Raw genomic sequence first — 13,767 nt, forward strand, 5'->3', positions numbered from 1 at the left:
CCGATGGGGTGGGACGCGACGGCCCTGCCGGAGGCGCGGGGCCGGACGGTCGTGGTGACCGGAGCGAATGCCGGGGTCGGGTACTTCACGGCCGAACAGCTGGCCGGAGCGGGTGCGCGCGTCATCCTCGGCTGCCGCGACCCCGAGCGGGCTGAGGCGGCGGTCTCGGCCATCCGCCGCCGGGTGCCGCGCGCGAGCGTCGAGGCGCTGCCCTTGGATGTGACCGACCGCCGCTCGATCGACGCGGCCGCCGACGCCCTCCTGGCCCGGGAGCGGGTGGATGCGCTGGTGCTCAACGCAGGCATCGTGCACCCGCCGCGGTCGCGCCGGACCGACGCGTACGGCAACGAGCTGGTGCTGTCGACCAACGTGCTCGGGCATTTCCGCCTCGTCGCGCGGGCGCTCCCGGCGATCGCGGACGACGGACGCATCGTCACCCTCGGGTCCCTCGCCAGCCGCCTCGGCCGCCTCCGCCTGGAGGACCTCCAGCTCGAGCGCGCGTACACCTCCTGGCGCGCGTACTCGGGGTCGAAGATCGCGGCGCAGGTGTTCGGGTTCGAGCTCGACCGGCGGCTGCGTGCGGCGGGGTCGTCCGTCGAGAGCATCGTGGTGCATCCCGGCTACTCGACGTCGGGACGCACACCCGGCATCCGGGGCGTCAACCAACCGTCGCGGGTGAAGCGCTTCGTGGACAACCTGCAGGCGGCGTGGACGCAGGGCAAGGACGACGGAGCGCACGTCCCGGTGCGCGCCGTGCTCGACCCGACCGTCTCCGGCGGCGACCACCTCGGCCCTGCGCTGTGGACGAAGGGCGCGCCCGTCCACGCCCCCGCGACCCGATCCACGCGCTCTCCGCGCCAGGGCGCCCGCCTGTGGCCGCTCCTCGAAGCCGCGTCCGGCCAGCCCTTCCCGCTCCCCTAGCCTCCGCTAGGCGACCACGATGGACAGGAGGCGATGCGTGGCGGGGACGGCGGCACGCAACGCGTCCCGCGCGGCGGCGTAGTCGGCGCCCTCCGCCTCGATCTCCTCGACGGCCGCCTCGCGGATGATCGCCGTCGCGATCACGCGGCCGCCGCGCGGCATCGCGTTGTGCACCTGCAGCAGCTCGAACCCGGCCGGGACCTGCTCCTCGATCAGCGCCCGCGCCGACTGGGCGTCGTCCGCCTCCGCCGTCAGCTCGCGCGTCTCGCTGTTCTGGATCAGACCCACCACCTTCATGTCGTCCACGCTAGCCGACGTCAGGAGCGCGGTCTGACCGCAACCCTGTCCCGCCCGGCGGCCTCCCGATACGGTGAAGGGATGGACTTCCGCACCGCACCCCTCGACGACACCTCCGCCCAGGCCCTCGCGGCGACCGGCCTCCGCTACGCGTTGGTCGACGCCGCCGACGCAGAAGCCCTCGACGGCTGGACGCGCGCCGACTTCCGCGGCTTCCACGGGCGCCGCCCGTCGGCCGAGCAGCTGACGGAGGCGCGCGAGAACTTCGCCGGCCGCCGCAACACCGGCGTGTACGACGACCAGGGGGCGACCGCCGACCCGGTCGGCACGGTCAACACCTGGCCGGCGCCGCTCACCGTCCCGGGCGGCGCGCGCGTCGACTCGTGGGCGATCAGCTCCGTGACCGTCGCGCCGACGCACCGCCGCCGCGGAATCGCCACCGCTCTGCTCGGCGGCGAGCTGCGGACCGCTCACGCGCTGGGACTGCCGCTGGCCATCCTGACCGTCTCCGAGTCGGTCATCTACGGCCGCTGGGGCTTCGGACCGGCGACCTGGGCGACCGCCTGGTCGGTCGACACCAAGCGCGTGCGGTGGACCGCCGGCGACACCCCCGGCCGCCTGTCCTTCACCGAGCCGGAGGCGTACACCGAGACCGGCACCGCGGTGCTCGACCGCGTCATGGCCTCCCGGCCGGGCGAGATCGGGCTGGAGCCGTACCTCGCCAAGCGCCTGATCGGCCCGCTGAAGGGCGACCCGGAGGCCGACAAGCTGCGCCTGGTCCGCTACGACTCCGAGGCGGGCGAGCCGGAGGGGTTCGTCTCCTACGCGCTCAAGGGCGACGACGACTTCACCCGGCACACGGTCGAGGTGAGCCACCTCGCGGCCGCGACCCCGGAGGCGCTGCGCGCGCTGTGGCGCTTCCTGATCGAGCTCGACCTCGTCGCCGAGGTGAAGATCTGGACCCGCGGCGTCGACGAGCCGGTGCAGTCGCTGGTGAACGACATCCGCGGCGCGCACGTCACCGACCTCGAGGACCACCTGTGGGTGCGCATCCTCGACGTCCCGGCGGCGCTGCAGGCGCGCACGTACGAGCGCGACGACTCGCTCGTGCTCGACGTGGCCGACGACCTCGGCTTCGCGGCCGGCCGGTATCGGCTGACGGTGGAGGACGGACGCGCGACCGTCTCGGCGACGGAGGACGCGCCGGATGTGACGCTCCCGGTCGCAGCGCTGGGAAGCGCCTACCTGGGACACGACGTGGTGCGGGGTCTCGCTGTGGCGGGACGAGTCCAGGGCGACACGGCCGCGCTGGACCGCCTCTTCCGTACGGCGGTCCCCCCGCGACTCAGCACCTGGTTCTAGACCCCTCTCGTCGAGGCGACCTCACCCGGATGGCCGGTTCAGTCGATCACCGAGTCGGAAGCGCCTGTTCCGGCTCTGTGCGGCTGGGCTCGTCGAGGAAGCCGGCGGTCCGGTCGTTGAGGGCGAAGATGTAGACGAGGAGACTGGCGGCGATGACGACCGTCACGTAACCGACGAAGAGAGTCAGCTGACTCGCATCCTTCGCCGCACTGAACAGCAGCGGAGCCGTGCCGCCGAAGAGGGAGTTGGCGATGGCGTACCCGAAGCCCACCCCGAGCGCGCGGACGTTCGACGGAAACAGCTCCGCCTTGACGATCGCGTTGATCGACGTGTAGCCGGTGAGGATGACGAATCCTCCGAACAGGATGGCGAACGCGGCGACCGGATCGGTCGCTCCGGGGAGCGCGGAGTAGAGGAACCAGGTGTACGCCACGCCACCCGCACCGAAGAAGACGAGCAACGGCTTGCGTCCGATCCGGTCGCTCAGCCAGCCGCCCAGCGGCTGCAACAACATCAGTCCGATGAGGGCCACCAGGTTCACGATCGTGCTGTCGACGACGCTCGACGTTCCCAGGCCGCCCTGTACGATCTTCGGCCCGTTGACCGTGTAGGCATAGAACCCCAGAGTGCCGCCCATCGTGACGAGGAAGCACAGGATGAGCGCCTTCGCGTTGTGGCGGAACAGCTCCCGCAGCGTGCCCGCCGAGCTGCGGTGGCCGGAGCGGACGGCGGTGATCGCGACCGTGCTGAGCGACTCGTCCATGGTGCGGCGCAGCCAGAAGACGACGATGGCCGCGACGCCTCCGAGGCCGAAGGCGACCCGCCAGCCCCACGACTCGATGGCCGACGCCGGCAGGGTGATCACCATGATGAGGAGCGTGGCCTGGGCCAGAACGTGCCCACCGATCAGCGTCACGTACTGGAACGACGAGAAGAAGCCTCTGCGGCCCGCCGGCGCGGCCTCCGACATATAGGTCGCGCTCGCGCCGTACTCGCCACCCGTCGCCATCCCCTGCGCCAGCCGGAAGACGACGAGCGCCACCGCCGCCCAGACGCCGATCGCGTCGTGCGTCGGAATGAGCGCTACACCGAGCGAGCAGCACGCCATCACCGTGATGGAGGCGGTGAGCGCACGCCGACGGCCGTACCGGTCGGCGATCCGCCCGAAGACGACCGACCCCACCGGGCGCATGAGGAAGGTGACGGCGAAGATCGCCCACACATACAACTGGGAATCGGTCTGCTCGGGCGGGAAGAACTGCTTCTCGAAGTACACGGCGAATACCGAGTACACGTACACGTCGTACCACTCGACGAGATTGCCCGCGGAACCTTTCAGCGTGTTCGAGATCGAACGCCGAAGCGTCAGCGGTCGGAGGATCGGGGCGTCACTGGTCACTGCGTCTCCATCGGCACAAGGAAAGGTCTCACTTGTGGAGACGAGCATGTGCACCGGATCGTGACGCGCGGGCGACGACCCTCTGACGGCTAGTCGATCAGGTCGTGGCGCACCACGATCTGATCGCGGGCGGGGCCCACGCCGATCGCGGATATGCGGGCGCCGGAGAGGCGCTCCAGGGCGAGGACGTAGTCCTGCGCGTTCTTCGGAAGGTCCTCGAACGTGCGGGCGCCCGAGATGTCCTCAGCCCAGCCGGGGAACTCCTCGTAGATCGGCGTCGCGTGGTGGAAGTCGCTCTGCGAGGCGGGGACCTCGTCGTGACGGACGCCGTCGACGTCGTACGCGACTGCGACGGGGATGCGCTCGATGCCGGTGAGCGTGTCCAGCTTGGTGAGCACGAAGTCCGTGACGCCGTTCACGCGAGCGGTGTAGCGGGCGACCGGAGCGTCGTACCAGCCGGTGCGGCGCGGTCGGCCCGTCGTCGTGCCGAACTCGAAGCCGCGCTCGCGCAGGAACTCGCCCCACTCGTCGAACAGCTCGGTCGGGAACGGGCCGGCGCCGACGCGGGTCGTGTACGCCTTGACGATGCCGATCACGCGGTCGATCCGGTTGGGGCCGATGCCCGAGCCCGTGGCCGCGCCGCCGGCGGTGGAGTTGGAGGACGTGACGAACGGGTACGTGCCGTGGTCGACATCCAGCATGGTCGCCTGGCCGCCCTCGAAGAGCACGTACCTGCCCTCCTCCAGCGCCTGGTTGAGCAGCAGGGAGCTGTCGACCACCATCGGACGCAGGCGCTCGGCGTAGGCGAGGAGCTGCTCGACGACCTCGTCGACCGTGATGGCTCGGCGGTTGTAGACCTTGACCAGCAGGTGGTTCTTCTGGTCGAGGGCGCCCTCGACCTTCTGGCGCAGGATGTTCTCGTCGAAGAGGTCCTGGATGCGGATGCCGACCCGGTTGATCTTGTCGGCGTAGGTGGGACCGATGCCGCGACCGGTGGTGCCGATCTGGCGCTTGCCGAGGAAGCGCTCGGTGACCTTGTCGATGGTGCGGTGGTACGAGGTGATCACGTGAGCGTTCGAGGACACCTTCAGGCGCGAGACGTCGACGCCGCGGGCGATGAGCGCGTCCAGCTCCTCGAAGAGCACCTCGATGTCGACGACGACGCCGTTCGCGATCACGGGGACGACGCCCTCGGTCAGGATGCCGGAGGGCAGAAGGTGCAGGGCGTACTTCTCGTCGCCGATGACGACCGTGTGACCGGCGTTGTTGCCGCCGTTGAACTTGACGACGTAGTCGATGCGGCTCCCCAGGACGTCGGTCGCCTTGCCTTTGCCTTCGTCGCCCCACTGGGCGCCGATGATCACGATCGCGGGCACGTGGATGTCCTCTCCATGGATGGAACGCGTCGGCGCCACGCGGACGACCGTCGCACTCGATCCTATCGCGATCCATTAACTTGCACACAGGTGTGCAGGAATGGCGTACACTGGTGTCATGCCCACCTCCTCCACCCGCGCACCGCGCCGCGACGCGGCCGCCAACCGTGAGGCGATCCTCGGCGCGGCCGCCGTCGCCCTGAACGAGGACATCGACGCCTCCCTCGAGAGCATCGCCGCCCGCGCCGGCCTCAGCCGACGCGCCGTGTACGGCCACTTCGCCACGCGCGACGAGCTCCTGGTCGAGGTCTTCACGCGCGGCGCGCGCCGCTTGGCGGCGCTGCTCGACCCGGTATCGCATCCCGATCCCCTGGTCGAGATCGCGCTGTTCGGCGCGACGCTCTGGGCGGAGGTCGAGCACGTGCGGGTCAGCGCGGCCCTCGCGGTCCGCGGCCCGCACCGCGCCATGGTCGGCACCGCGCTCGACCCGGCGCGCGAGCGGCTGCGCGAGACGGTCGGCCGCGGCATGGAGTCGGGCCGCATCCGCACCGACCTCGACCGCGAGACGGTCACCCGGCTGATCGAGAACGCCGCAGTCTCTGTGCTCGACGAGGCGACCCGCGCGCGCCTCACCCCGGAGGCCGGGCACCGGCTGGTCATGCTCGCCGGTCTCGGCGCGGCGGGAATGGGCTGGCGCGAGGCGGGCGAGCTGATCACCTCGACTCCCGAGCTGGCGTTCGGCGCTCCGACCGCGGGAGGTGCGCGATGAAGGTCGTCCTCGACCGGGTCGCTAAGGGCGCAGCCCTGCCGCCGACCTCCGCCGCCTTCGAGACCGGCCGCGCCACCCTCGCGCGCGCGGAGACCGAACAGCGACCCACCGTGCTCGGTCTCATCGCGTCCGGGAGGATGCGCCCCGACGCCGGCGAGGTCACCATCGACGGCGCCGCCGACTACAGCGCGATGCGCCGGAGGATCGCGCTCGTGGACGCCCCCGACGTCTCCGAGCCCACCTCCGACGTGACGGTGTCGGGCATCGTCGCCGAGGAGTTGATGTTCGCCGGGCGCCCGTCGCATCCCATCGCCGTCGGCCGGTGCTTGCGCGACCTCGGCGCGTCCGAGTGGTCCCGCGCCTCCATCGGCACCGTGCCGCCGACCGTCCGCATCCGCCTGCTCGCCGAGCTGGCTCTGCTGCGGAAGGGCGTCGAGGCGCTCGTGCTCGTGTCCCCCGACCGCCACGGCGGCGACCCGGTCGAGTGGTGGCGCTTCGCGCGCGAGCTCGCCGGGCGCGGCATCGCCGTGCTGGTGGTCGCCGGCGATGCCTCCGCTGCCGCCATCGCGGCCGCCTCGTTCGTCGAGCGCTTCGACGAGACCGAACCTGAAACCTTCGACGAAGACCCCGGCCGGGACGACACCGACGATCTCCCGGGCCACGTTGTGGAGAGCGAATGAAGATCCCGCAGATGATCGCGGCGGAGTTCCGCCGCCTGACCGCCAGCCCCATGTCCATCGTGGCGCTCATCGCCCTGATGTGCGTGCCGGTGCTCTACGGCGGCCTATACCTGTGGGCGAACCAGAACCCGTACGCCAACCTCGACCGCATCCCGGCCGCCATCGTGGTGGACGACACCGGCGCGACCGTCGACGGCGAGACCGTGAACTACGGGGACCAGGTGGCCGACCAGCTGATCCAGGACGGGTCGTTCCAATGGCACCGCGTCGCGAAGGGCTCCGCCGCGAGCGGAGTCGACGACTCGAAGTACGACTTCAGCATCACGTTCCCGGAGGACTTCTCGTCGGCCCTCGCCTCCGCCTCGGGGACCGACCCGCACCGCGCCGTCGTGACGCTCACGACGAACGACACCAACAGCTACCTCGCATCGACCATCGGGACACAGGCGGCCGAGAAGATCCGCACCTCCATCGTCAAGCAGGTCAACGAGCAGGCGGCGAAGCAGTTCCTCCTCGGCCTCGCCGACATCCGCTCGAATCTGGTGACGGCGGTGGATGGGGCGAACCAGCTCGTCGACGGCAGCGCGAGCGCCCAGTCCGGCGCCTCGCAGCTCGCGGACGGGACCGCGCAGCTCGCGTCCGGGTCGCAGGAACTGGCGGACAAGCTGGGGCAGCTCGCGTCCGGCGCCCAGCAGGTGAGCGACGGCGCGGCCCAGGTGGCGGCCGGAAACGACCAGCTGGCCGCGAAGGCGAACCAGGCGGGTGCGGCCGCTTCGCAGATCGCCGCTGAGGCTCCCGCAGCGCAGCAGGACCTGCTGAACCGGCTGGCCGCGGCCGGCGCGACGCCGGAGCAGCTCGACCAGGTGAAGGCCGTGTTCGCCGACCTCGACACGAAAGTCCAGTCCGGGAACTCCGACATCCAGACCGCCGTCGGCCAGATCAACCAGCTGGCGTCCGGCGCCGACCAGGTCGCGGGCGGGGCCGCGCAGGTCGCCTCCGGCTCGCAGGCCGCGGCGGCGGGATCCTCGCAGCTGGCCAGCGGCGCCTCGTCCGCCGCCACCGGCGCCGCCCAGCTGCGCGACGGACTGACCACCTTGCACGACGGCACCACGAAGCTGCGCGACGGCCTGCAGAGCGGCGTGAAGCAGATCCCGGACTCGTCCCCGTCCCTGCAGAAGAAGCAGGCGTCGACGATCGCCGACCCGGTGAACCTCAAGAACGACTCCATCACGTCCGCCGGCACGTACGGGGCCGGACTCGCGCCGTTCTTCGTCGCCCTGGCGGCCTGGATCGGAATCTACGCACTGTTCCTCATCGTGAAGCCGGTGTCGCGCCGGGCGATCACCGCTCTGCACTCGCCGATCAAGATCACGCTGGCGGGCTGGCTGACGCCCGGACTGCTCGGCGCCATCCAGATGATCGGGCTGTTCGCGATCGTCGCGGGCGCCCTCGGCTTCCGCATCGACAACCCGCTCGGGATGTACGGGCTGATGGGGCTCGCGTCGGTCACCTTCGCCGCGATCATCCTGGCGCTGAACGTCTGGCTCGGAAGCGTCGGACAGTTCCTCGGCCTCGTACTGATGGTGCTTCAGCTGGTCACGGCGGGCGGCACGTTCCCCTGGCAGACCCTGCCCGGTCCGCTCGCGGCGCTGCATCACGCGTTGCCCATGTCGTACGCGGTCGACGGCATCCGCCAGCTGATGTACGGCGGCAATCCGGCGACGGCTTGGGCGGACGCGGGCGTGCTGGCGCTGTGGATGCTCGTCGCGCTGCTCATCGCGGCGATCGGGGTGACACGGATGACGCACTTCCGCACGCTCCGCGACCTGCGCCCGTCGCTCATCGGCTGAGCCCGGAAGTCTGGCGGGCCGCCACCCGGCGGGGCTAGGGTGGCGCCCACCAGCATCCGATCCGAGGAGGACGACCATGGCCGATCTCGAAGTCCAGGCGGCGCTCTCGCAGGCGCGTCAGGCGGCGAGCGCCGCGAGCTACGACATCCAGAAGCTGTCCGAGGACTCGATCGAGCGGCAGGCGCTCCACAACCTCATCACGGCGGTGGACTCCATCATCCAGGCCCTGGACGCGGACTCCGACTGACGGCGTCCGTCCGGGTCAGCGCGTGCGGCGACAGTGGCCGGCGCTAGGGTGGCCGCGTGACCGATCCTCTGCGCATCCTGCACCTCTCCGACACCCATCTGTACGGTGACGGCCGCCTGCACTACGGGATCGTCGACACGCTCGCAGGGCTCGACCGCGTCCTCGCCCGCGCATCGGTGCTGAGCGACGTGGATGTGGTGGTCGCGTCCGGCGACCTCTCGGACGACGGCACGGTCGACTCCTATCGCCGGCTCAAGGGCACACTGGAGCCGTGGGCCGCCGAGCGCGGTGCGGCGATCGTGTACGCGATGGGCAACCACGATCGGCGCGAGGGTTTCGAGGAGGTGCTCGGCGAGCGCGAGACGGTCACGATCGTCCGCGGCTTCCGGGTGGTGACCGTCGACACGTCCGTGCCGGGCGCGGGCTATGGCCATGTCTCGGAGGAGCAGTTCGACTGGCTGCGGGAGGTGCTGACCGAGCCCGCGGAGAACGGGACCGTCGTCGTCCTCCACCATCCGCCCGTTCCCCCGACGACGGTGCTGTTCGAGCCGCTCCGCCTGGTCGACCCGGAGTCCCTGCTGGGGGTGTGCGCGACAGGGGATGTCCGGCTGATCCTCGCCGGGCACTTCCACCACGGGCTGGTCACCGAGGCGGGGGATGCGGGTATCCCGGTGGTGGTCGCGCCGGCCGTCGCGAATACCACCGACGTTCTCTGGCCGCCCCCGCGTGAGCGGGCCGTGCGCGGCGCCGGCTTCGCGTGGGTGCAGCTGCCGGCCGAGGGGCCGGTGCGCGCGCACCTGCTGACCGCGCCATCGCCCGACGACGGCGAGACGGTGTACGACCTGGATGAGGAGGCCATCCAGCGCATCGCCGACGATGCGGGGTGGCGCGCGTGAGCACCCCGGCGGGCTACTCCGGCACCCCACTCTGGCGGAAGCTCGGGCTGAAGCCCGGGATGCGCGTGGCGGTGCTGCACGCGGACGACGGCTGGAACCTCCCGCTCGATGGCGCACCGGAGGTCTCCTGGGTCGACTCGGGACAAGCGGGTCTCATCCTCGCCTTCTACCGCGCGGCCGCGGACTACCTGGCCGAGCTGGACGACCTCGGGGAGCGCATCCGACCCGACGGGATGGTGTGGGCGGCGTGGCCGCGCAAGGCCGCCGGGCACGTCAGCGACCTCGACGAGAACGTCATCCGCAACGCCGCCCTCGAGCGGGGACTCGTGGACGTGAAGGTCGCCGCCGTCGACACCGACTGGTCCGGCCTCAAACTCGTCTGGCGCCGCGAGAACCGCTGATTCCCTCGGCCTCGCCGCCGGGCTAGGCGAAGGGCACGTGCTGGGTGACCCACGCGTGCATCGCGATGGCGGCCGCGGCCGACGCGTTGATGGAGCGGGTGGAGCCGAACTGCGCGATCTCGACCACGGCGTCGGCCGCGTCGAGGGCCGCGGGCGACAGACCCGGACCCTCCTGCCCGAAGAGCAGCACGCACTCCCGCGGCAGCGCGAAGGTCTCGATGCCGACGGAGCCGGGCACGTTGTCGATCGCGATCACGGGAAGCCCCGCGCCGCGCGCCCACGCGACGAACGCCTCCACGTCGTCGTGGTGGACGACGTGCTGGTAGCGGTCGGTCACCATCGCGCCGCGCTTGTTCCAGCGCCGCCGGCCGATGATGTGGACGGTGTCGGCGAGGAACGCGTTCGCACTGCGAACGATGGAGCCGATGTTCATGTCGTGCTGCCAGTTCTCGATCGCGACGTGGAACGGGTGCCGGCGCTGGTCCAGGTCGGCGACGATCGCCTCCACGCTCCAATAGTGGTAGCGGTCGATGACGTTGCGCGTGTCGCCGTGGCGCAGGAGTTCGGGGTCGTACCGGGGGTCGTCGGGCCATTCGCCGGGCCACGGTCCGACGCCGTTGGTCGTCAACTCGTGCGTCGGGTTCGGCGTCTCGTCCACCGGTCCAGGTTATCCACCGACCGCACGCGACCTCACCGCTGCGCGGCCCGCGCCCCTAAGCTGGACGCATCCGATTCCCGCCGAAAGGAGTCCGCGTGACGCGTCGCGACGAGATCGAGTGCTGGCTCACCGACATGGACGGCGTGCTCGTCCACGAGAACCAGGCGCTGCCTGGGGCGTCGGAGCTCATCCAGCAGTGGCGTGACCAGGGCACGCCCTTTCTGGTGCTGACGAACAACTCGATCTTCACCCCGCGCGACCTCGCCGCCCGGCTGCGCACCTCCGGCCTGGATGTGCCCGAGGAGTCCATCTGGACCTCCGCGCTCGCCACCGCCGACTTCCTCAAGTCGCAGATGCCCGGGGGCAGCGCGTACGTCATCGGCGAGGCCGGTCTCACAACGGCCCTCCACGAGGCGGGGTTCATCATGACCGACACGAACCCGGACTACGTCGTCGTCGGCGAGACCCGCAGCTACTCCTTCGACGCGATCACGAAGGCGATCCGCCTGATCGGCAAGGGCGCGCGGTTCATCTCCACGAACCCCGACGCCACCGGCCCGAGCGCCGAGGGCCCGCTGCCCGCGACCGGGGCGGTGACCGCGATGATCACCAAGGCGACGGGACGCGATCCGTACGTGATCGGCAAACCGAACCCGATGATGTTCCGCTCGGCGATGAACCGCATCGGCGCGCACTCCGAGAACACCGCCATGATCGGCGACAGGATGGACACCGACGTCGTCGCGGGCATCGAGGCCGGGCTGCACACCATCCTGGTGCTCACCGGCATCAGCGACCGCACGGAGATCGAGCGCTACCCGTTCCGCCCGGACGAGGTGCTGACGGGCATCAACGAGCTGGTCGCCCGGGAGCCGGTCGAGACCGAGCTCTGACGGTCGGGGCCGGGCCGGGACGGGGCGTCAGGCGCTCGGGCCGGGGCCCGCGACCGACGAGGTGAGGTGCTGCCCGCTCGACCGGTTCGCGAAGCAGTAGTAGGAGCGCTGGCCGCTCTTCCACTGCTCCTCGGTCGCCGGGTAGGAGCCGACCACCTGGAGGTCGGGATACGCGCCCGCCGCCCCGAGGTCCACGACGCCGGAGGCGGTGCACAGGGCCGGGATCTGGGCGGCCAGCGCGTCGGCTCCCGGGTAGGGGGCGGCCGGGTCGGCGGAGACCAGGTTCGTATAGAGCAGCTGCGCCGTGTGCGGCGCGGCGCAGTCCACGACCGTGAAGTCCTCGGCCCACACCGAGGTGAAGGGCTGCAGACACTCGCCACCGCCCAGCGCGTCCCACGGGTGGGTGCCTGGCCCGACGGCGGCGGCCGGCTTCGGGGTCACGGTGGGGACGGGCGTCGGCGTCGGGGTCGGCGTGGGGCTCGCGGACGTGCCCGCGCTGGTCGCCGAGGGCTGCGGAGCCGCCTTTCCCGACGCGAACAGGGACGGGATGAGCGTGCCCAGCGCGAAGAGGCCGACGAGCACGAGCACCACGGCGAGACCGGCCAGCGCGAGGAGAAGGATGCGGTTGTTGCGGTTCGCCCACAGGGCGGAGACCGTGCCGCCAGGGCCGCCGGATCCGCCGGCGTCGCCCGTGGTGGTCTCGGGTGCTCCGCCGCCCTCGGCTGCGACGGCAGCGCCCCCGGCGAGGACGGCCCCCGTACCTGCAGGACGACGCGGCGTTGCCGCCTCGGCAGCTTCCGCCGGCGTGAAGGCGACGGTCGCGGGCCCTGTGGCCTCCAGCGAGCTCAGCTGCGGGCCTTCGAGGTCCGCGGCCGGTTGCGGCCCGGTTTCCAGCCCCCGGCCGAACGCAGCCGCGGACGGGTACGCCTCGGTCGGCGGGGACTCCGCCTCGGGCGCGGACTCGACGTCATCTCCGGGCTCGACGGGCCCTTCGGGCTCGGGATCAGCCGCGGCCTCCGCGGCCGGCTCGGCGACGACATCGCCGAAGAGTGCCGCAAGGCCGTCAGTGTCCGCGGTGCCCGTGTCGGCCTCGGGTTCCGGCGTCGTGTCTTCCGGCTGCTCCGGCGCGGGGGCGGGTTGCAGCCAGAAGGGTGTGGACGCTGCCGCGATGCTCTCCGAGTCGATCGGGCTCGTCGCGGGCGAGGGGATTCCGCCGAGCGCGACCTCCGCCTCGGCGGCCGGGATCTGCGGCTCGGACGGGAGCACCTCGGGCGCGCGCGGCTCGTCGGCCACGGGAGTCGGATCGACGGCGGGTGCGGTCGGGTTCGCGGGTCTCAGCAGCGTGGGGTCGATCGGGATGACGCTCGTCGTGTCGCCGATGATCGACCGACCGGACGGCTTCTCGGCGTCTGACGCGCCGAGGCCGAGGAGCGCGGCGAGCCCATGACTCTCGTCATCCTCCGCCTCGGCGGGGGGCGCGGGCGGCGGATCGAAGATCGTCCGCGGGCGCTCCGGCTCGGCCGCCTGCGGGGGCTGTGACGGCTCGATCACCCAGGAGCGGGCGGCGACGGGGATCTCGCCTGTCGGCTCGACCGTCGGGGGCGCATCGCTGGGGACCGGCGGTTCGACGCCCGCGAGCGACGCGTCGACGGGTGGCGGCTCGACCGGGTCGGCCAGCGGGGACCGATACACGGGCGGGACCAGTGGCGGAGCAGCTTCCGGCTCTCGCGGCGACGCCGACTCCGACTCCTCAGCGCGCTCCGGGGTCACGGGCAGGGCCACGGTCGGGGCGCTATCGTCGGGACGGTCCGCCTCCACCGCCGGGTCGGTCGCGGTACCGGGAGTCAGGTTCCACGAAAAGGCCACCGGGAACTCGGACGCCGGCTGCTCCTGCACTGCAGGCTCGTCGGGCGGAGAGCCCAAGAGGTCTTCGAAGCTCGCAGGCGCCGGCGCGGGTTCTGTCGGAACAGGGGTTCCGGGCACGTCCGCCACAGCGTCCGGCTCTGTCCCCTGCGCGG

General features: G+C 71.6%; 13 protein-coding genes. 8 read left to right on the forward strand and 5 right to left on the reverse strand.

Features of this window, described 5'->3' with window-relative positions:
- Positions 1-3: 3 nt before the first annotated feature.
- Positions 4-921, forward strand: coding sequence for a hypothetical protein (locus tag A0130_09050; protein ANF31803.1), 918 nt, complete (start codon positions 4-6; stop codon positions 919-921).
- Positions 922-927: 6 nt separating this feature from the next.
- Here A0130_09050 and A0130_09055 read toward each other — a convergent pair whose 3' ends face one another.
- Positions 928-1,218 (reverse strand): hypothetical protein, encoded by a 291-nt coding sequence (locus A0130_09055; protein ID ANF31804.1) that lies wholly within the window; start codon positions 1,216-1,218, stop codon positions 928-930.
- Between the two features lie 81 nt (positions 1,219-1,299).
- On the opposite strand from A0130_09055, the gene A0130_09060 reads away from it, so the two are divergent.
- Positions 1,300-2,580, forward strand: coding sequence for a GNAT family N-acetyltransferase (locus tag A0130_09060; GenBank protein ANF31805.1), 1,281 nt, complete (start codon positions 1,300-1,302; stop codon positions 2,578-2,580).
- Positions 2,581-2,626: 46 nt separating this feature from the next.
- Here the strand turns inward: A0130_09060 and A0130_09065 are convergent, their stop codons facing one another.
- The gene (locus tag A0130_09065; protein ID ANF31806.1) at positions 2,627-3,979 is read right to left on the reverse strand and encodes an alpha-ketoglutarate transporter; all 1,353 of its coding nucleotides are present in this window, start codon (positions 3,977-3,979) and stop codon (positions 2,627-2,629) included.
- Positions 3,980-4,068: 89 nt separating this feature from the next.
- On the reverse strand, positions 4,069-5,355 hold the full coding sequence (locus A0130_09070; protein ANF33366.1) for an adenylosuccinate synthase: 1,287 nt from the start codon (positions 5,353-5,355) through the stop codon (positions 4,069-4,071).
- Positions 5,356-5,473: 118 nt separating this feature from the next.
- Between A0130_09070 and A0130_09075 the strand changes: the two genes are divergently transcribed.
- From A0130_09075 to A0130_09095, 5 genes are all read left to right on the forward strand, one after another.
- Positions 5,474-6,124 carry a TetR family transcriptional regulator gene (locus A0130_09075; GenBank protein ID ANF31807.1) on the forward strand — a complete coding sequence of 217 codons (651 nt, stop codon included), beginning with the start codon at positions 5,474-5,476 and terminating at the stop codon, positions 6,122-6,124.
- A complete protein-coding gene (locus tag A0130_09080) occupies positions 6,121-6,804 on the forward strand; it encodes a hypothetical protein (GenBank protein ANF31808.1) in 684 nt (227 codons plus the stop codon). The genes A0130_09075 and A0130_09080 overlap by 4 nt, the downstream gene beginning before the upstream one ends.
- The gene (locus A0130_09085) at positions 6,801-8,654 is read left to right on the forward strand and encodes a hypothetical protein (GenBank protein ANF31809.1); all 1,854 of its coding nucleotides are present in this window, start codon (positions 6,801-6,803) and stop codon (positions 8,652-8,654) included. The genes A0130_09080 and A0130_09085 overlap by 4 nt, the downstream gene beginning before the upstream one ends.
- A gap of 303 nt (positions 8,655-8,957) precedes the next feature.
- On the forward strand, positions 8,958-9,797 hold the full coding sequence (locus tag A0130_09090; protein ANF31810.1) for a hypothetical protein: 840 nt from the start codon (positions 8,958-8,960) through the stop codon (positions 9,795-9,797).
- A complete protein-coding gene (locus A0130_09095; protein ANF31811.1) occupies positions 9,785-10,198 on the forward strand; it encodes a hypothetical protein in 414 nt (137 codons plus the stop codon). The genes A0130_09090 and A0130_09095 overlap by 13 nt, the downstream gene beginning before the upstream one ends.
- 22 nt (positions 10,199-10,220) lie before the next feature.
- Here A0130_09095 and A0130_09100 read toward each other — a convergent pair whose 3' ends face one another.
- Entirely contained in the window at positions 10,221-10,856 is a 636-nt protein-coding gene (locus A0130_09100) for an rRNA methyltransferase (GenBank protein ANF31812.1), read from the reverse strand.
- Between the two features lie 134 nt (positions 10,857-10,990).
- On the opposite strand from A0130_09100, the gene A0130_09105 reads away from it, so the two are divergent.
- On the forward strand, positions 10,991-11,749 hold the full coding sequence (locus A0130_09105) for an HAD family hydrolase (protein ANF33367.1): 759 nt from the start codon (positions 10,991-10,993) through the stop codon (positions 11,747-11,749).
- Positions 11,750-11,776: 27 nt separating this feature from the next.
- Here the strand turns inward: A0130_09105 and A0130_09110 are convergent, their stop codons facing one another.
- Positions 11,777-13,645 carry a hypothetical protein gene (locus tag A0130_09110; GenBank protein ID ANF31813.1) on the reverse strand — a complete coding sequence of 623 codons (1,869 nt, stop codon included), beginning with the start codon at positions 13,643-13,645 and terminating at the stop codon, positions 11,777-11,779.
- Positions 13,646-13,767 lie beyond the last annotated feature (122 nt).

The organism is Leifsonia xyli, from assembly GCA_001647635.1.
GTDB lineage: Bacteria > Actinomycetota > Actinomycetes > Actinomycetales > Microbacteriaceae > Leifsonia > Leifsonia xyli_A.